Raw genomic sequence first — 17,758 nt, 5'->3', positions numbered from 1 at the left:
GTGCTCTGAACACCCATGACAGGACTCCTAATTGATCGGTTCGAGGACGGCGGGAGAGAGGTGGATCAGATGACGTCCGGGTAGCACGCGCCGCAACCGTCGGTGGTCGCGTGACCGGCGCTCACGGACGGGGCGGTCGCGGCCTGCGCCGACACGGCCGGCGCGAACACCGCACCACCCACAGCAGCAGCGACGGCCACCGACAGCGCGGCCTGACGGGCCAGCGCGGCGAACTTCGAAGCGGACTCGGTGCTCTGAACACCCATGACAGGACTCCTAATTGATCGGTTCGAGGACGGCGGGAGAGAGGTGGATCAGATGACGTCCGGGTAGCACGCGCCGCAGCCGTCGGTGGTCGCGTGACCGGCGCTCACCGACGGGGCGGTCGCGGCCTGCGCCGACACGGCCGGCGCGAACACCGCACCACCCACAGCAGCAGCAACCGCCACCGACAGCGCGGCCTGACGGGCCAGCGCGGCGAACTTCGACGCGGACTCGGTGCTCTGAACACCCATGACAGGACTCCTAATTGATCGACTCGGGGACGACGGGAGAGAGGTGGATCAGATGACGTCCGGGTAGCACGCGCCGCAACCGTCGGTGGTCGCGTGGCCCGCGCTCACCGACGGGGCGGTCGCGGCCTGCGCCGACACGGCCGGCGCGAACACCGCACCACCCACAGCGGCAGCAACCGCCACCGACAGCGCGGCCTGACGGGCCAGCGCAGCGAACTTCGAAGCGGACTCGGTGCTCTGAACACCCATGACAGGACTCCTTCGGGGAGGGGATGAATCGGGATGAATCGGGCCGCTCGGGGCGTGTTCCGCCCACGGGTGCGGCGCGGGGGTCAGACGGTCGGGATCCGCAGGGCCAGGGGTTCGGCGCCGGGGCGGCACTGGAGGTCGCAGCCGCAGCCGGGGGGCAGCAGCAGCCAGTGGCCGGGGAGGAGCCGGACGCCCTGGTGGGTTCCGAGGCCGGTGGGGTGAACCCGGCTTCCGCCGTGGTGCTGGAAGAGCAGCAGGCTGCTGTCCTCCGGGGCGGCGAGCCGCCGGACGGGCCGGCTCGGGGCGGGTTCGACGGGGCGGCCGAGGTGGTGACGCAGGGTCTCGGCCCAGTGGGCCGCGCCGTGCGCCGGGGCGGCGTCCGGCGGGTTGCCGCCGGGGTGTTCGCCTTCGGTCCACAGGAGTGCCGGGCCGGTGCCGAGTCGGCGGTTCAGGAAGGCGACGACCTCGCGTTCCGGGTCGGCCGGACGGTCTTCGTCCTGTCCCCAGTGCACTGTCGCCACCTCCGTTCCGCTGTCCGGTGGGGCCCGGTGTGCCCCGCTGACATCAATGGTGCGGCGCGGCGGAATTGACGGACAGTCACGGCTTGGCGGTCCCGGGCGGCCGGTAACGGGTGGCCGGTCCCGGGACCGCGTGACACGCGGAGGCGGGGCGAGTCAGTCGTCGAGCAGGCCGGCCCGGGCGGCGGCGGCGCCGGCCTGGAAGCGGCTCTCGGCGCCCAACTCGTCCATGATGTCGGCGATGTGGCGGCGTGCGGTGCGCAGTGACATGCCGAGGCGGCGGGCGATGGCCTCGTCCTTGAGGCCGGCGGCGAGCATGCGGACGATGGTGCGGTCGAGTTCCTGGGAGACCTGTTCGAGGCCGTCCTCGGCGGCGGCGGCGAACGGGCGGGCAAGCGACCAGGCCTGTTCGAAGATGCCGCAGAGGTAGGCCAGCAGCGCTTCCTGCCGGACCACCAGCGCGCCCCAGGTGCCGTCACTGAGGGGGAGGAAGGCGAGTTCGCGGTCGAAGACGATGAGGCGGCCGAACAGCTCGTGCGCTGTGCGGTATTCGGCGCCGAGGGCGGTGGCGGCCTCCACGTAGGCCTGGCTGGGGCCGTTGAAGCGGGCGGTGTGGTGGTAGAGGGTGCGCATCCGGACCCCTCGGCCGAGCAGGGCGCGGTCGCGGCGCAGGGCCTCCTCCATCGCGGCGGGGACGCGGGAGCCGCCGCCGGGCTGGCTGGTGAGCACTTCGCTGCGGCATTCGGCGGAGGCCCGGTCGAGGGCGTCGCGGACGTCCTGGAGGTCGCCGATCACCTCGATCTCGCCCGCTCCGCCGGTCTCCCGGACCTGCCGGTGGTAGGCCAGGAAACCGGCCACCTGGGCCTGGCGGTGGGCGAGTTCGGCGCGGCTGCGCTGGATCTCGGCCTCGACGGGGGCGGCGAGTGCGGCGATCGCGGTCTGCGGGGGCAGGGCCCGGCAGCGGCCGGGGTCGGCCGGGTCGGGCTGGAGCAGCTGCCAGGCGGCCAGGCGGTCCAGGGCGGTGGTGGCGGCGGCCGGGTCGAGCCCTTGGCGGGCGAGGTGTCCGGCCAGCGCGTCGGGGTCGAGGCGGCCGTGTTCCAGCACCCAGGAGTAGGCCGCGGCGTCGGCCGGATCGGGCGCGAACTCGGCTCCGGCGCACGGAGCTTGGGCCGATAGGTCCATTTTCGTCCCTCGGTCATCTTGCTGCCAGAGCAGTTGGTGAGGTGGCTGCACGATGGTTCGGGCACCCGGCGGTCGCCATGCTAGTTCCCAGGCGCCGGGCCTTGGTTGAAAGCCCGGACACCGAGATCCCCGTCTCTTCCCGTCCTCAGGAGGACTCTGCCATGAAGCGGTTCGCTCGCACCGTCGCGTTCGCCGGTCTGCTGCTCGCCCTGGCCGGCGCGGCCCCCGCGGTGATCGCGGCGGCGCAGTCCGGCCCGGCGGCGGCCGTGCGGGCCGACGGCGCGAGCCCGACCGGCGACACCTCCTGGGGCGGCAGCTGCGAACTGCCGCTGTGCCAGCCCGAGTTGTACTGAGCCGGAGCGGAGCGGGCCCGGATCAGAGCGGGCGGACGTTCATCGGCAGCCAGTTGTCGTTGGTGTCGGTGAGTCCGATCCGGGCAGTGTCCCACGTCCCGTAGCGCGGGTTGACCTGGATGTGCAGCGCGGTGCCCGCGTCCACCAGGGCCTTGCGGATCGCGGCGTCACCGGCGGCGCCGGTCGGGTCCTGGCCGCCGGCCAGCTTGGTGAGGCCGAGCTGCTGGCGGTAGAAGTCGTCGATCCCGTCGGCCGGGACGCCCTGCTTGACCCGCAGCAGTTCGGCCAACTTGGCGTCGCCGCCCACGGTGCGGCTGTCCGCGGCCCGGGCCGCGCCGATCTCGCTCGCGTCGACCTTCAGCCGGCGGTCCGCCAGCGCCCGGCCGATCACCTTGTCGAAGATCAGCTCGTTGACGGTGTGCCTGACCAGCCCGGACTGTTCGTTCGCCGCCTGCCCGCCGGCCTGCCCGGCGCCGCCCGCGCGGACCGCCGACATCCTGGCCTGCACCTGCGCGATGGTGATCCGCTCGTCGCCGACCACGGCGGCGGCCCCCTGGTGCGCCGGCGCCCCGCCACAGGCGGAGAGCGCGGCGGCGGCGACTGTCACGCCGAGTGCGGCGCGCAGTCGGCGGACGGAGCTGGTGCGGGTCACTGGGGCCTCCTGGTCGATGGAGCGCGTTCCGGTGGTGCTTCGCGTACGTGGCTGGGACGAACAATAGGGAGCCCCGTCCCCTGGTGCCAGACCCCGCGCGCAGGTCCCCCGTCCGAGATCGTCCACCGCTCCCCGGGGTGGACGAACGTTCGCCTAGGATCTGCCGCGATTCGGCCTACTCACCTGGGGGACACGGAACATGACCACTCGACGGAACCTGCTGCGGGTCGCCGCGGCCGGCGCGGGAGTCGGCGCGGCGACGATGGCGGGCACCGGGAGCGCGGCGGCGGCCGTCGCCGACCCGGCCCGGCCGCTGGGCTGGATCGACGTCAAGGTGGCCTACCAGGCCAAGGGCGACGGCACGGGCGACGACGCGCCGGCGCTGCAGAAGGCGTTGAACGATGCCGGTCCGGGCGGCGTGGTGGTCCTGCCGACCGGCAACTACCTGATCTCGTCGCCGCTGGTGGTACCGACCGGCGTGCGGATCCAGGGCAGCGGCTCGTCCTGGTACTCGGGCGGCGGTTCCCGGGAGACGGTGATCAACGCCTCGCCGTCTTTCTCCGGCAACCAGTTGATGCTGATCGACGACAGCCGGGGCGAGAACATCGCGGTGTCGATCCGCGACCTCACGCTGCGCGCGGCGGACGCCCCGCCCGGGACGGCAGTCGGCCTGGACGTGGTCGGGGCGGTCTCCCAACTGCTGGTGGAGAACGTCCAGGTGACGCAGACCAAGGGCGCCGGGATCCGGCTGCTCGCGGCGAACGGCAAGGCCCCGACCACCGTCCGGTTCCGCCAGGTCGGCACCTGGGGCACCCAGGGGAACGGCTTCGAACTGGACGCCCGGGACAGCCAGTTCACCGGCTGCCTGGCGTACCGCAGCGGAGGGTCCGGCTGGCGGCTCGTCCGGTCCAGCAACAACCAGTTCGCGCAGTGCCGTTCCGAACACAGCGCGCGGCACGGCTTCGAGTGGACGGACGACCAGCCGATCGGCGCGGTCGTCCTCACCGCCTGCACCACCGACCAGAACGAGCAGGACGGCTTCCACCTGGAGCGGATCGGCGGCGTGGCCGCGGTCCAGTTCGACGGCTGCTGCGCCCGCCGGGACGGCAGCACCGCGGGCGGCCGGTTCTCCGGCGTCAGCATCACCGGCTGCACCGCGCCCGTCCTGCTGACCGGCATGGTGGTCACGGCGTTCCGCGACGACAAGGCGACGAAGGAGTCCCCGTACTACGGCCTCACCGTGGCCACTTCGTCCTCGGTGGGCCTGCAGGCCGCGGCGCTGTCCACGATCGCGGGCGGGCAGGCGGTCAACTGGGACGGGCAGGGCCGGCTGAGCACCGGACCGAACCTGATCACCGGCACGTATCAGAACAACGCCACCGCCTGGAACCCCTCCGACGGGCTGCGCAGCGGCCCCGACCAGCTGTCCTTCGCGAGCGCGGGAGTCGTCACCCCGCTGCTCGACCCGACCCCGCAGCCCGCCGATCAGGGGCTGCTGACCTGGGCGTTCGACCCGTCCTCGCTCGGCAGCACCGGGGTGCCGACGCCCGGGACGATCCAGCTGGTCCGGGTCCTGCTGCGCACCCCGCAGCAGGTCTCCGCGGCGCTGGTCGCCGTCACCGGCGCCGGCGCCGGGCTGACGGCCGGCCAGAACCTGGTGGGCCTGTACGGGGCGGACGGGTCGCTGCTGGCGAGCAGCGCGGACCAGAGTGCCGACTGGACCGGGACCGGCCTGAAGACCGTCCCGCTGACCAGGACCGCCGGCGTGCCCGCCGTCCTGCCCGCCGGCTCGTACTGGGTGGCCCTGCTCACCAACGGCGCCACAAGCCCCGGCTTCGGCCGCGGCTCCTTCCTCTCCACCACGGCCATCAACGTGGGCCTCCCCGGCCAGCCGCCGCGCTACGGCCAGTACGGCACCGGCCAGACCGGGCTGCCCGCGAAGGTGACGTTCGGCCAGGCCGCCAACTCGACCAGCTCGTTCTGGGTGGCACTGCGGTAGACCGCACTCCGTCGACCTGGTGGTCGGCTTCGGCCCGGTCGGACCCGGACACCGCAGGTCGCAGGTCGCAGTTCGGCAACGAGGAGCGGGATTGACGGCGGGCGGGTGTCGCAGGTCCGGAAAGCTTGGGACTCTTGACGAGATGTCATGTCAGCCCGATTCATGGGGGAAGCGGGATGTGGGGACCGGGCACAGTACTGGGCGGGCGCTACACGCTCGGTGAGCGGCTGGGCAGTGGCGGCATGGGCGAGGTCTGGCGGGCCGAGGACGGGGTACTGGGCCGGGCAGTCGCGATCAAGGTGATGCATCCGGGGCTGGGTGACGAGCAGGACTTCATCGAGCGGTTCCGGCGCGAGGCCCGGATCCTGGCGACGGTGCGGCATCCGGGCATCGTCCAGGTGATCGACTACTGCGAGCCGGCCGAGACCACCGACGTCCGGGCGACGTACATCGTGATGGAGCTGATCGAGGGCCGCCCGCTGCACCTGGTGCTGGCGCAGGACGGCCCGATGGTGCCGGCCCGGGCGCTGGGGCTGGTCGCGGAGGCGCTGGACGCGCTGCACGCCGCGCACGCGCGGGACATCGTGCACCGGGACCTGAAGCCGTCGAACCTGATGGTGCGGGACGACGGCGGCGTGGTGGTCACGGACTTCGGGATAGCCCGGGCGTTGGCGGGCACCCGGCTGACGACCACCCACTCGGTGCTGGGCACGGCCCTGTACGCGGCGCCGGAGCAGGCCGGCGGCCAGGCCGTCACGCCCCGCTCCGACCTGTACTCGATCGGTGTGGTCTGCTTCGAACTGCTCACGGGGCAACCGCCGTTCACGGGTGAAACAGTGCTGGAGGTGGTGGTCAAGCACCTCCAGCAGCCGCCGCCGGGACTGGCCGAGGCGTTCCCGGCGCCGGTGCGGGCGTTCGTCGCGCGGGCGCTCGCCAAGGACCCGGCGGACCGCTTCCCGGACGCGGCGGCGATGGCCGCGGCGGCGCGCTCGGCGGCCGAACTTCCGGCCTCGGCAAAGGCGGTGGCGGCGGACACGCTGCTGGCCACCGTGCCGGACAGCCCGACGCCGAGCACCGTCCCGGCCGCCCCTCCGGCGGACACCGGCGCGCGGACCGCGGAGACCCCTCCCCCGGAGAGCCGGCGGCGCCGGCTGCTGCTGCCGATCGTCGTGCCGGTGGTGATCTCCCTGGGCACGGGCGGCGTCTTCCTGGTCCAGGCCGCGCCGTGGAAGTCCGACACCTCGCAGACGGGTTCCGGCCCGGTCTCGGCACCCGGCGGCGGATCGCCCCTCCCGGTGGCGTCGACGTCGGGCGGCCCGCCCGGGTCCGCCTCGCCGTCCGCCTCCGCCCCGGCCCCGGCCCCGGCCTCCGACTCGCCCTCCCCCGGCCCGCAACAGCCCTCGTCCGACCAGCCGGGCACCACCGAGACCCGCCCGACCCAGGGCGGCGGGGGAACCGGCGGTGGCGGAACCGGCGGCGGAGGCAGCAGCAGCAACGGTGGCGGTGGCAACGGTGGTGGCAGCAACGGCGGTGGCAATCAGCAACCCGGTGGCACCACCGCCCCGCCGAACACGCCACCCGCCAACGGCGGCACGACCCCCGGACCCCCCGCAGGCTGCGGGGGCGCCGGCTGGGGATACCTGACCTCGGTGGGCAGCGGACAGCGGCTCGGCCTGGCGGCGAACACCCTGGCGGGCGGCACGGCGGCGGTGATGGACCGCAACACCTCGTTCGGCTGGTACCGCTCCGGCCCGGACCCGGGCGGCTGGTACACGCTGTACCCCTGCAACATGAGCAAGCCGATCCTGGTCCAGAACGCCACCGGGACGGCAGTCACCCTCCGCTCCGGATTCAACGTCCTGACCAGCTGGTCGGTGGTCCAGGCGCCCACGCCGGGCGCGTACTACCTCAAGGACTACATGGCCAGCCTCTGCCTGACCGACAACGGCTCCGGCAACGCGGCCACCATGGAGAACTGCACCCCGGGCAACACCACCCAGCAATGGCGCATCCCCCCGGCGGGCTGACAGCCCCCGCCGCGGCGACGGCGGATCGTCGCGGTCGGTCTCGGCGCCCACAGCGGCGACGCCGGAATCGACCGTCAGATCCGTCAGATCCGTCTGGGAGGCTCCGGGCATGGAGATGACAATGCAGCTGACGATCGACTGCTCCGATCCGCAGCGGATGGTGGCCTTCTGGGCGCAGGCCCTGGGCTATGTGCCCGAGCCCGCACCCGACGGGCACGCCACGTGGCGCGCCTACTGGGAGGCGATAGGGGTGCCTGCGGAGGAGTTGCCGGCCGGGGCCGGCGACATTCCTGAGTCGATCGTCGATCCGGCGGGTCGTGGACCGCGCGTGTGGTTCCAGCAGGTGCCGGAGCCGAAGACCGTCAAGAACCGGTGGCACTTCGACCTCACGGTCGGTGGCGGTCGTGACGTCCCGCTGGACGTCCGCGCGCAGCGGGTCAGGGCCGCAGTGGATCAGCTGGTCGAGGCCGGTGCCACCGTGCTGGAGATCAGGGACGAGCCGAGCATGGGGCTGTACGCCGCGGCCATGCGGGATCCCGAGGGCAACGAGTTCGACGTCGTCTGAGGACCGTCGCGAGTGTGTGCCCGGTCGGCCCGCACCGCGATCGTTCACCGCCCGGGATCCACTTCCGATACAGGCCGCAGGGCCGGCTCCCCGGTCAGGTCGCGTACGGATTGGTGGTGGTGCGGTGGCTGCCGAGCTGCTCCAGGTGCGCGCGCAGGCGGCGGACGTCGGGGTGGTGCGGGCCCTGACGGCGCTCGGTCTCCAGCAGGAGTTCCAGCAGGCTCTGCCAGGCCGCCTCGACGTGGCCGGTGGCGGCGAGCAACAGGCCGATGCGTTCGCGCAGTTCAGGGGCGTGCGCGGAGCCGGGCGGCAGGGACGCGAGGACGGCCTGGTACTCGGCGAGGGCCTCGCGGGTGAGGCCGAGCTGCTCCAGGCAGCGGGCCGCGTGGCGGCGGTGGTCGAGCGCGGCCGGGTCTCGCTCGGCCGCCGCGGCGGCGGCCAGCACGCGCAGTTCGGGCAGCGCCTCGGCCCACTGCCGTTCGGCGAGCAGCGTGCGGGCCCGGATCGCCCGCACCGTCTTCACCAGCGGCGCGGCCTCGCCCTGCTCGGCGACGGCCCGGGGCAGCAGCCGTGCGGACAGCTCGAGCACCTCGCCGTGCCGGCCCGCCGCGACCAGGTCGGAGAGCCGGGCGCAGGCCACGGCCAGGGTCTCCTGCCCGGGCGGCTGCTCGAACCGGACGGGCGGCGGCACGGCAGGCATGAACACCGGCTCCGGCGGCGGCAGTTCGGCTCCCCCGGCGGGCTCCGGGTGGTGCGGGTAGCGGTACGGGTCCGCCGGGTCGGGGATGGCGGGCAGCCGGGTGCGCGGGCGGCCGGTCGGGGCGGGCAGCAGCGGCATCAGCAGGGCGTGCACCTCGGCCGCGTCGACCGGCCGGTGGTCGGGCTGCTTGGCGAGCAGCCACAGCACCAACTTCTCCAGTGCGGGCGGGACTTCGAGACGCAGGCCGCGCAACGGCTGCGGCGGGTCGTCGAGCTGGCGGCGCAGCACGCCGAGCGCGGTGGGTGCGGGGAACGGGGGGCCGCCGGCCAGCATCTCGTGCAGCATGCAGCCGAGCGCGTACAGGTCGCTGCGTCGGTCGGTGTCGGCGGCCATGGCCTGCTCGGGGGCCATGTAGGCGGGGCTGCCGATCGGACTGCCGGTGAGGGTGAGCCGGGTGGCGGTGGGGTCGATGGCGGCGGCGATGCCGAGGTCGAGCAGGATCACCCGCCCGTCCGGACGGACCATCACATTGCTCGGCTTCAGGTCCCGGTGGACCACCCCCACCCCGTGCACGGCGGACAGCGCGGCGCACAGCTGCCCGGCGACCGCGACGGCCCGAACAACGTCGAGCGGGCCCTCCTCGGCGATCAGGTCGGCCAGGCTCATCCCGGGGACCCGCTGCATCACCAGGTAGAGCTCGTCCCCGTCGGCGCCCGCGTCGTACACGGTGACCAGGCCCGGGTGGTCGAGGGACGCGCCTATTCGGCACTCGCGCAGGAACCGCTGCCGCAGCAGCTCGCCCTGGCTGTCGCCGCGCCCGGCCTGGTCCGGCACCGCGTCGGCGCGCAGCAGCTTCACCGCGACCTGCCGCCCCAACTGCTGGTCCCGGGCCGCCCAGACCTGCCCCATCCCGCCGTGCCCGATCTTCTCCTCGAGCACGTACCGCCCACCGACGGTGCGGCTCACGGCTGCCCGTCCCCGGCCTGACGGCGCAGCAGCTCACCGAGCTCGCGCAGCTCGGCGGTGCCGGTCGCGCCACCCGGTGCGGCAGCGGGCGGCGGGGTGGCGGGCTGCGCGACCGGGGCCGGGGCCGGGTAGGGGTACGGGGTGCCGGAGGGGTACGTCGGGGCCGACGCCGAGTACCCGGGGTACGCCGGGTACGGGTACGGCGGCGGGGTGGCCACGGCCTGCGGCCAGAACCGGCGCTGGTTCATCAGCAGGTAGTGCACCGGCGTGCCGAGGAACAGCGGGAGCAGCAGCAGCAGACCCACCAGGTTGTTGATCGTCCCGCCCTCCGGGGTCAGCCCGGCACCCACGTACAACCCCAGCTGCATCAGCCCGATGACGACCGCGCCGACGATGTCGGCCCGGCGCCGCCGCCCGACCGCCAGCACCAGCGAGGGCACCATGCCGAGCATCCCGAGGGTCAGCACCGGCACCGCCGCGCACAGCAGCGTCACCCAGATCCGGGGCGGGCCGGAGACGGCGCGGGCGGGCATGGACGCTCCTCGACGACGGGAATGTGCTGCGCACACGCTACCCCCACCGGAAGCTGCTGCCACGACTGATGGCGGGTCAAAGACGGGGACCGGAAACGGCGGGACCTCACCCGCCCCGCTGGTCCTCCGCAGACTCGCCCTCGCCGTTCTCCCCCAGCCCTTGGGGGCTGGGAGGTGCCCCCACGAGCCCCTGAACGGCTTCGCCGTTCCCCAGCGCGCGTCAGGATGGCTTCGCCGTTCCGGCCGCGAGGGCGTCGGTGAGGGCGCGGGTCAGGGTGCGGGCCTCGGTGGTGGTGCGGGTCAGGGCGGCCTCGTAGTCGGCGAGTTGGCGGAACGCGGCGCCCAGGGCGCGCTGCTGCTCGACCGGGACGCGCGGGACTTCGACCCGGCGGATGTCGAGGCGGCTGGTGGTGGATGCGTAGCTACTGGCGCGTCGGCCGGCGCCGGTAGCGCGGAGCTGGCCGGCCAGGAAGTCGGGGTCGAGCAGTGCGGGGTCGGGCCGGAGCAGGTGGAGCCGGGCCCCGAGTGCGGCGCCCGCGTAGGGGCTGCCGGGGCGCACCGCCTGTGCGCCCTCGCCGCCCAACGCCGGTACCAGCACGTCACCGTGGCGGATCGTCAGCGCGTCCGAAGCGTCGGTGGCGGCGCTCGGTGGGGCGGCGGCCTGGAGGTCCTGGTCGGTGAGCAGCGGGGTGCGGCCGCCGGGGCGGGCGGGGGCGCCCTGGCCGGAGGAGTGCACCTCGAGCGCGCCGGAGCGGGCGAGTTCGCCGATGCTGACCTGCGGGGGTGCGGCCGCGCCCGTGGCGGCGAGGGCGGGGAGGGCGGCGTCCAGGTCGGCGAGCCGGGCGAGTTCGGCGGCCAGGTGTTCGCGCAGGGCGGTGAGTGCGTCGGGGGCGGCCTCGGCGGGCAGGGCGGGCAGGTGGCGGGCGGGGGTGAGGTCGGTCTCGTCGTCCAGCAGGTCGAGCGCGGGCACGGCCCGGGAGCGGCCGGGCCGGTCGGCGGGCAGCGGGCCGCCGGTGCGGGCGGCGGTGTCGAACGCCTGCCACGCCGTCAGGACGTCCTGCTGGAGCGCGGTGCGGTCGATCCGTTCCCGGCCTCCGTCGGCAGCGGCGTCCAGCAGCAGCAGGTGCCGGAAGTCGTCGCCGGGCTCGGGTCCGCGCAGCACCCACACGTGCAGCGGCACGCCGTAGGGCGGGGCGACGCCGGCGGGCAGCGCGATCACGGCTCGCAGCGCGCCCGAGCGGACGAGTTCGGCCCGCACCCGGCGGCCGGCCCGGCGGGACGCGACGGTGGGCGGCAGCAGCAGGACAGCCGTCCCGCCGGGGCGGGTGTGCGCCAGGCAGTGCAGCACCCAGGCCAGTTCGGACTCGCCGCGCGGCGGCACCACCCCGCCGGGCCAGCGGCTGTCGTACTGCAACTGGTCGTGGCCCCAGTCGCGTTCGTTGTACGGCGGCCGGCACAGCACGGCGTCGGCGGCCAGCCCCGGGAAGGCGTCGGCGCGCAGCGCGTCCCCGGCCCGGACGTCCACCGGCAGCGGGCCGGGGAGGTCGGCGGGGGCGGCCAGCGCGAGGCGCAGCAGTGCGACGCCGGCCAGGCCCGGGTCGGCGTCCTGCCCGCGGCGCGCGGCGGGCGCGGCGGCGAGCAGCACCCCGCCGGTGCCGCACGCCGGGTCCAGCACCGCCTGGTCGCTGCCCGGCGGTCCGGCGAGGGCGGCCAGCAGGGCGGCGGTCTGGGCCGGAATCGGCTGCTGGAGGCGGGGGTTGGCCTCGGTGTACCTGGTCAGCAGCTGCTCGTACGCGGCGGCGGGGGCGCTCTCCGCGGTCAGCCGGGCCAGCAGCCGGGCCAGGTCCAGGTGGGTGGCACCGGCGATCAGCGGCAGGTCGAGCGTCGCGGGCGCGTCCGGGCCGAGCAGCGCCCCGACGGTGCGGCGCAGCGCCTTGGGCAGCGCGGTGGCCAGCCAGGTGTCCGGCTGCTCGGCGAGTTCGGCCCACGCGGACGGGGCGCGGTGCAGCAGGAGCAGCAGCGAACCGGCCGTCACCAGCGGGGCGACGGCCGAGCCGGACGGGTCGCGGAGCAGCTCCAGCTGCTGCCAGACCCGTTCCAGCAGCGGAAGTTCGGCGAGTTTCCCCTGCGCGCGGAGCCACTGTTCGACCTGGTCGAGCCGGAACGTCGGGCTGGTCTCGGTGCCGCCCGCGGGCCGGGGGAAGTCGGTGTGGCGGCGGCGCCAGTTGGACACGGCGGCCCTGCCGACCCCGGCGAGCCGGGCGATCTCGGCGGCCGTGACCTCGGGACTTTCCGACATGCGCGGGCTCCTCAGCAGCTGGGTGTGGCCACACAGCATAGCCAGGACGCCACCCCGACGCGTTCACACGTGAACAGAGACGTTTCGTGAACTCTCATTGACACTGTTCACAGTCGGGGCTTTACTGGAGTCATCGCCGGAACCCCGGCCCACCGCAGAATCCCTGGGGGAGAGCCCGTCATGTCCATCCGCATCAGCACCCGCCGCACCGCCGCCGTCCTCCTCGGCGCCTGCCTGCTCGCCGCCGCGACCGCCTGCGGCCCCGACAAGAACTCCGTCTCCACCGCCCCCAAGGCCGCCGACTCCGCGAGCGCCTCCAGCGCCGGCGGCGACCAGGGCAAGGCGGCCGGCTCCTCGGTGGCCAAGCCCGGCGACACCATCGGCCTGAAGGGCGTGGAGAAGTCCAACACCGCGGACGTCACGCTGGTGAAGGTCGTCGACAACTCGGAGGGCGCGGACGAGTACACCAAGCCCGCCGACGGCAAGCGCTTCGTCTCCGTCCAGTTCCGGATCAAGGCCACCGGCAGCGCGGCCTACGCCGACGCCCCCGCCAACAGCGCGAAGGTCCTCGACGACAAGGGCCAGGGCTACAGCTCCACCGTCGCCGACACCAAGGCCGGCCCCGAGTTCCCCGTCCCCGCGAACATCGCCCCCGGCGAGACCGCGCTCGGCTTCATCACCTTCGAGATCCCGGCGGACGCCAAGCTCGACAAGATCCAGTTCGCGCTGGACAGCGGCTTCGCGCAGCAGACGGGGCAGTGGAAGCTGTAAGGGCACGCAGGCGGGCGCGAAACGCGGTTGGGCGCGAAACCAGGGGCGCGGGGAACTGCGCGAGCAACGAGCGCACGTCAGCAAGGTCGCGATCAATGGCAAGTCATTGCCCGCGTCGCGATCTTGCTGGCGGATGCCTTCCGCTGCGCGCAGTTCCCCGCGCCCCTGGTTTCGCGCCCAACCGCTCGCGCCCAACCCCTCGCGCGAGTCCCCCTGCCTTATCGCTTCAGGTCGTCGAACATGGTGCTCAGGAACTCCGTACTCCACGACAGCAACTCCCGCCCCACCAGCGGCTTGCCGCCAATGCGTCCGCCGGAGCTGGGCCGGGGCACCAGCAGCTGCTGGGCCGCCGACTTGATCTGGGTGCGGGGGTAGAGCCGGTTCAGCCGGAGTTGCTGGGACTCGCGCAGGTCGACCGGCCCGAAGCGGACGAAGTTGCCCTGCAGGGTGATGTCGCCGATGCCGCAGCGCCGCGCGAACAGTCGCAGGCCGGCCACCAGCAGGAGGTTCTCGACCGGTTCGGGGAGCTTGCCGTAGCGGTCGGTCAGTTCCTCGCGGACCTGCGCGATGTCGGCCTCCGAGTTGACGGCCGCGATCGACCGGTACGCCTGGAGGCGCAGCCGCTCGCCGGGGGCGTAGTCGTGCGGGACGTGTGCGTCGACCGGCAGTTCGATCTTGACTTCGAGCGGCTCCTCCTCCGGTTCGGCGCCGCCGCTCTCCAGGGACTGGCGGAAGTCGGCGACGGCTTCGCCGACCATCCGCATGTAGAGGTCGAAGCCGACGCCGGCGATGTGGCCGGACTGTTCGCCGCCGAGCAGGTTGCCCGCGCCGCGGATCTCCAGGTCCTTCATGGCGACGTACATGCCGGCGCCCATCTCGGTGTGCTGGGCGATGGTGGCGAGGCGTTCGTGCGCGGTCTCGGTGAGCGGCTTCTCCGGCGGGTACAGCATGTACGCGTAGCCACGTTCGCGTCCTCGGCCGACGCGGCCGCGCAGCTGGTGGAGCTGCGAGAGCCCGAACGTGTCGCCGCGTTCGACGATCAGGGTGTTGGCGTTGGAGATGTCGATGCCGGATTCGACGATGGTGGTGGAGACCAGGACGTCGAACTCCTTCTCCCAGAAGTCGACGACGACCTTTTCGAGTTGGGTCTCCCCCATCTGCCCGTGCGCGGTGGCGACGCGCGCCTCGGGCACCAGGTCCTTGAGCCGCGCGGCGGCCTTGTCGATCGACTCGACCCGGTTGTGGATGTAGAACACCTGGCCCTCGCGCAGCAGTTCGCGCCGGATCGCGGCGGAGATCTGCTTCTCGTCGTAGGGGCCGACGAAGGTGAGGACGGGGTGGCGCTCCTCGGGCGGGGTGGTGATGGTGGACATCTCGCGGATGCCGGTGACCGCCATCTCCAGGGTGCGCGGGATCGGGGTGGCGGACATGGTGAGCACGTCCACGTTGGCCCGGAGCTTCTTCAGCTGTTCCTTGTGCTCGACGCCGAAGCGCTGCTCCTCGTCGACGATGACCAGGCCGAGGTCCTTGAACCGGGTCTCCGAGGAGAACAGCCGGTGCGTGCCGATGACGACGTCCACCGAGCCCTCGAACAGGCCCTCCAGGACGGCCTTCGCCTCGGTGTCGGTCTGGAAGCGGGACAGCGCCTTCACGTTGACCGGGAAGTTCGCGTACCGCTCGGCGAAGGTCGAGAAGTGCTGCTGCACCAGCAGCGTGGTCGGCACCAGGACGGCCACCTGCTTGCCGTCCTGCACGGCCTTGAAGGCGGCCCGGACGGCGATCTCGGTCTTGCCGTAGCCGACGTCGCCGCAGATCAGCCGGTCCATCGGGACGGACTTCTCCATGTCCGACTTGACCTCGCCGATGGTGGTCAGCTGGTCGGGGGTCTCGGCGTACGGGAAGGCGTCCTCCAGCTCCCGCTGCCAGGGGGTGTCCTGGCCGAAGGCGTGGCCGGGGGCGGCCATGCGGGCCGAGTACAGCTTGATCAGGTCGGCGGCGATCTCCTTGACGGCCTTCTTGGCCCGCTGCTTGGTCTTGGCCCAGTCCGCGCCGCCGAGGCGGTGCAGGGTCGGGGCCTCGCCGCCGACGTACTTGGTGACCTGGTCGAGCTGGTCGGTGGGCACGAACAGCCGGTCGCCGGGGTGGCCGCGCTTGGCGGGCGCGTACTCCAGCACCAGGTACTCGCGGGTGGCGCCCTGCACGGTGCGCTGCACCATCTCCACGTACCGGCCGACGCCGTGCTGCTCGTGCACCACGTAGTCGCCGGCGGCCAGCGCCAGCGGGTCGATGGCGTTGCGGCGGCGGGACGGCATCCGGCGCATGTCCTTGGTGGAGGACTTCTGGCCGGACAGGTCGGTCTCGGTGATGACGGTGAGCTTGAGGGCCTCGTCGACGAAGCCGTGCTCGATCGAGCCGCAGGAGACGTAGACGACGTCCCGGGTCGGGGCCTCGCCGAGGTCGGCGACCAGCCGGGCCGGGATGCCCTCGTTGCCGAGCACCTCGGCCAGTCGGGCGGCCGGGCCGTGGCCCTCCGTCACCAGCACCACGCGCCAGTCGGCGGCCAGCCGCTCCCGGGCGTCGGTGATCGCCCGCGCGGTGTCGCCCCGGTACGCCTCGACGGCGTGCATGCCGAGCGTCAGCGTGTCGGCGTCGCCGTGCCAATCAGCGGCTCCGCCGCGGGCGAGGATCTCGGAAACAGTCGAGTCACTGGTCGCGAACGGGCTGACCGACCACCAGGGCAGCCCGATCCCGGCGGCGTGCTCGCGCACGTCGGCCAGCGACCGGAGCGACGCGGCGGAGACGTCGATCGCCTCCAGGTCGATCGGCCGGTCGGCGCCCGCGGCCGCGGCCACCCAGGACGCGGCCAGGAACTCCTGGCTGGTGGCGACCAGGTCCGCGGCCCGGGTGCGGACCCGCTCCGGGTCGCAGACCACCGCGATCGAGCCGGTGGGCAGCACGTCGAGCAGCAGCTCCATGTCGTCGACCAGCACGGGGGCCAGCGACTCCATGCCTTCGACCGCGATGCCCTGCGCGATCTTGTCCAGGATCTCGCCCAACTCGGGGTGCTGGGCGGCCAGTTCGGCGGCCTTGGCGCGCACCTCGTCGGTCAGCAGCAGCTCGCGGCAGGGCGGCGCCCACAGGCCGTGCTCGGCGATCTCCAGCGAACGCTGGTCGGCGATCTTGAAGTAGCGGATCTCCTCGACGTCGTCGCCCCAGAACTCCACCCGCAGCGGGTGCTCCTCGGTCGGCGGGAAGACGTCCAGGATGCCGCCGCGGACGGCGAACTCGCCGCGCTTCTCGACCAGTTCGACCCGGGCGTAGGCGGCGGCCGCGAGCTTGTGGGCGACCTCGTTCAGGTCGTGCTGCTCACCGCGCCGCAGAGCCACCGGCTCCAGTTCGGCCAGGCCCTTCACCTGCGGCTGCAGCACGCTGCGCACGGGGGCGACCACCACCTGCACCGGCCCCGCGGCGGGGTCGTCGGCACGCGGGTGGACGATCCGGCGCAGCACGGCGAGGCGACGGCCGACGGTGTCCGAGCGGGGGGAGAGCCGCTCGTGCGGCAGCGTCTCCCAGGCCGGGAACTCGGCGACCGCGTCGGGCGGCAGCAGCGAGCGCAGCGAGGCGGCGAGGTCCTCGGCCTCCCGGCCGGTGGCGGTGACCGCCAGCACCGGGCGGCCGCTCTCACCGGCCCGGGCGGCCAGCGAACGGGCCAGCGCCGCGATCGCGAACGGCCGGGCGGCGGGCGGGCCGACCAGGTCGAGGTGCTGCCTGTGCCCCGTGGCCGCCGCCTCGATCGCCTCGGCGATTGCGGCGTCCCGTACGACGACATCGAGCAGTCCGGACAGGCTCATACGTCAAGTTCTCCACGGCGGGGAGTTGGCCCGGAAGCAGACGGCCGCCGGGCAGCGCGACAGTCCCGGAACGCGGTGCGCCCGGGGGGTGTCCAGCCTACGCCGCGCGGGGGCCCCGCACGTGGCGTGGCGTCTTGGACCGGCGGCGCCGGGGCGACTTACCGGTATTCGTACAGGCTCGTCCAGAGATCATGCAGCCGACATACTCCTGTCACTGTCTGTCCATGGTGGCCGCGCAGGATGGAGCACAGCGCAGGCCGCATCCAACCGTGGGGGATGGCTGCGGAAGCGCGATCGCACCTCGATGGGGGTCGGGAGTGCGAAGGCCGGGCGACCCTGGGTGGGGGCGCCCGCGCCACTCACGCCGGGACTCGCGGCGCTTGCCTGGGGCTTGCGCCGCGAGATCTCGGCGTCGGCGCGCTGTCCGCCGATATCCACCGGCCTTGCGGGGTAGCAGAGTTCAGTCACCCGCCCGTCTCAGGCCACTTCCCGCGAAGCCGCCCGCGCGACGGTCGCGCCTCCGTACTCTCTTGTGAAGAAGGTGTGGGGACACCGGGGGATTTCCAGGGGGTTGGGTT

The 17,758-nt window shown here is 73.6% G+C and carries 15 protein-coding genes; 5 read left to right on the top strand and 10 right to left on the bottom strand.

Translation table 11 applies throughout. The annotated features are described in order from the left end of the window. Positions 1–65 precede the first annotated feature (65 nt). The 5 genes from ACFYST_RS24115 to ACFYST_RS24095 form a co-directional block, all read right to left on the bottom strand. Positions 66–266: a hypothetical protein gene (locus tag ACFYST_RS24115; protein WP_387638004.1), complete on the bottom strand. Its 201-nt coding sequence runs from the start codon at positions 264–266 to the stop codon at positions 66–68. Between the two features lie 48 nt (positions 267–314). Next, positions 315–515: a hypothetical protein gene (locus ACFYST_RS24110; protein WP_387638004.1), complete on the bottom strand. Its 201-nt coding sequence runs from the start codon at positions 513–515 to the stop codon at positions 315–317. A gap of 48 nt (positions 516–563) precedes the next feature. Next, a complete protein-coding gene (locus ACFYST_RS24105; RefSeq protein WP_387638004.1) occupies positions 564–764 on the bottom strand; it encodes a hypothetical protein in 201 nt (66 codons plus the stop codon). Between the two features lie 83 nt (positions 765–847). Then, positions 848–1,276 (bottom strand): hypothetical protein, encoded by a 429-nt coding sequence (locus ACFYST_RS24100; protein ID WP_387638007.1) that lies wholly within the window; start codon positions 1,274–1,276, stop codon positions 848–850. 162 nt (positions 1,277–1,438) lie between these two features. After that, positions 1,439–2,464 (bottom strand): LuxR C-terminal-related transcriptional regulator, encoded by a 1,026-nt coding sequence (locus tag ACFYST_RS24095; RefSeq protein WP_387638010.1) that lies wholly within the window; start codon positions 2,462–2,464, stop codon positions 1,439–1,441. A gap of 161 nt (positions 2,465–2,625) precedes the next feature. On the opposite strand from ACFYST_RS24095, the gene ACFYST_RS24090 reads away from it, so the two are divergent. Beyond that, positions 2,626–2,817 (top strand): hypothetical protein, encoded by a 192-nt coding sequence (locus tag ACFYST_RS24090; RefSeq protein ID WP_387638012.1) that lies wholly within the window; start codon positions 2,626–2,628, stop codon positions 2,815–2,817. Between the two features lie 22 nt (positions 2,818–2,839). Here ACFYST_RS24090 and ACFYST_RS24085 read toward each other — a convergent pair whose 3' ends face one another. Next, a complete protein-coding gene (locus ACFYST_RS24085; protein ID WP_387638014.1) occupies positions 2,840–3,469 on the bottom strand; it encodes a hypothetical protein in 630 nt (209 codons plus the stop codon). A 199-nt stretch (positions 3,470–3,668) separates the two neighbouring features. Between ACFYST_RS24085 and ACFYST_RS24080 the strand changes: the two genes are divergently transcribed. From ACFYST_RS24080 to ACFYST_RS24070, 3 genes are all read left to right on the top strand, one after another. Next, positions 3,669–5,468: a glycosyl hydrolase family 28-related protein gene (locus ACFYST_RS24080; RefSeq protein ID WP_387865354.1), complete on the top strand. Its 1,800-nt coding sequence runs from the start codon at positions 3,669–3,671 to the stop codon at positions 5,466–5,468. A 176-nt stretch (positions 5,469–5,644) separates the two neighbouring features. Further along, positions 5,645–7,495 (top strand): protein kinase, encoded by a 1,851-nt coding sequence (locus tag ACFYST_RS24075; protein ID WP_387865351.1) that lies wholly within the window; start codon positions 5,645–5,647, stop codon positions 7,493–7,495. Positions 7,496–7,604: 109 nt separating this feature from the next. Continuing rightward, a complete protein-coding gene (locus ACFYST_RS24070; RefSeq protein WP_387638023.1) occupies positions 7,605–8,060 on the top strand; it encodes a VOC family protein in 456 nt (151 codons plus the stop codon). A gap of 94 nt (positions 8,061–8,154) precedes the next feature. Here ACFYST_RS24070 and ACFYST_RS24065 read toward each other — a convergent pair whose 3' ends face one another. From ACFYST_RS24065 to ACFYST_RS24055, 3 genes are all read right to left on the bottom strand, one after another. Next, positions 8,155–9,726, bottom strand: a complete 1,572-nt coding sequence (locus ACFYST_RS24065; protein ID WP_387865348.1) for a protein kinase — start codon at positions 9,724–9,726, stop codon at positions 8,155–8,157. Beyond that, positions 9,723–10,259: a hypothetical protein gene (locus tag ACFYST_RS24060; protein ID WP_387865346.1), complete on the bottom strand. Its 537-nt coding sequence runs from the start codon at positions 10,257–10,259 to the stop codon at positions 9,723–9,725. Before ACFYST_RS24060 ends, ACFYST_RS24065 begins: the two co-directional genes overlap by 4 nt. Positions 10,260–10,479: 220 nt before the next feature. Next, a complete protein-coding gene (locus tag ACFYST_RS24055) occupies positions 10,480–12,558 on the bottom strand; it encodes an N-6 DNA methylase (RefSeq protein WP_387865343.1) in 2,079 nt (692 codons plus the stop codon). 180 nt (positions 12,559–12,738) lie between these two features. Between ACFYST_RS24055 and ACFYST_RS24050 the strand changes: the two genes are divergently transcribed. Next, positions 12,739–13,329, top strand: a complete 591-nt coding sequence (locus tag ACFYST_RS24050) for a DUF4352 domain-containing protein (RefSeq protein WP_387865340.1) — start codon at positions 12,739–12,741, stop codon at positions 13,327–13,329. 218 nt (positions 13,330–13,547) lie between these two features. Here ACFYST_RS24050 and mfd read toward each other — a convergent pair whose 3' ends face one another. After that, the gene (gene mfd, locus ACFYST_RS24045; RefSeq protein WP_387638038.1) at positions 13,548–17,180 is read right to left on the bottom strand and encodes a transcription-repair coupling factor; all 3,633 of its coding nucleotides are present in this window, start codon (positions 17,178–17,180) and stop codon (positions 13,548–13,550) included. Between the last annotated feature and the right edge of the window lie 578 nt (positions 17,181–17,758).

The sequence above is a fragment of the Kitasatospora sp. NPDC004614 genome, assembly GCF_042873675.1.
Lineage (GTDB): Bacteria > Actinomycetota > Actinomycetes > Streptomycetales > Streptomycetaceae > Kitasatospora.
The sequence above is the reverse complement of the archived record's forward strand: the minus strand, read 5'-3'. Positions and strand labels throughout refer to the sequence as shown.

Excerpts from the sequence above, each read along its gene's own strand:
- ACFYST_RS24055 (WP_387865343.1), bottom strand. The coding sequence starts at position 12,558 with ATGTCGGAAAGTCCCGAGGTCACGGCCGCCGAGATCGCCCGGCTCGCC.
- ACFYST_RS24075 (WP_387865351.1), top strand. The coding sequence starts at position 5,645 with ATGTGGGGACCGGGCACAGTACTGGGCGGGCGCTACACGCTCGGTGAG.
- mfd (WP_387638038.1), bottom strand. The coding sequence starts at position 17,180 with ATGAGCCTGTCCGGACTGCTCGATGTCGTCGTACGGGACGCCGCAATC.
- ACFYST_RS24110 (WP_387638004.1), bottom strand. The coding sequence starts at position 515 with ATGGGTGTTCAGAGCACCGAGTCCGCGTCGAAGTTCGCCGCGCTGGCC.
- ACFYST_RS24105 (WP_387638004.1), bottom strand. The coding sequence starts at position 764 with ATGGGTGTTCAGAGCACCGAGTCCGCTTCGAAGTTCGCTGCGCTGGCC.
- ACFYST_RS24115 (WP_387638004.1), bottom strand. The coding sequence starts at position 266 with ATGGGTGTTCAGAGCACCGAGTCCGCTTCGAAGTTCGCCGCGCTGGCC.
- ACFYST_RS24050 (WP_387865340.1), top strand. The coding sequence starts at position 12,739 with ATGTCCATCCGCATCAGCACCCGCCGCACCGCCGCCGTCCTCCTCGGC.
- ACFYST_RS24080 (WP_387865354.1), top strand. The coding sequence starts at position 3,669 with ATGACCACTCGACGGAACCTGCTGCGGGTCGCCGCGGCCGGCGCGGGA.
- ACFYST_RS24090 (WP_387638012.1), top strand. The coding sequence starts at position 2,626 with ATGAAGCGGTTCGCTCGCACCGTCGCGTTCGCCGGTCTGCTGCTCGCC.
- ACFYST_RS24070 (WP_387638023.1), top strand. The coding sequence starts at position 7,605 with ATGGAGATGACAATGCAGCTGACGATCGACTGCTCCGATCCGCAGCGG.
- ACFYST_RS24060 (WP_387865346.1), bottom strand. The coding sequence starts at position 10,259 with ATGCCCGCCCGCGCCGTCTCCGGCCCGCCCCGGATCTGGGTGACGCTG.
- ACFYST_RS24095 (WP_387638010.1), bottom strand. The coding sequence starts at position 2,464 with ATGGACCTATCGGCCCAAGCTCCGTGCGCCGGAGCCGAGTTCGCGCCC.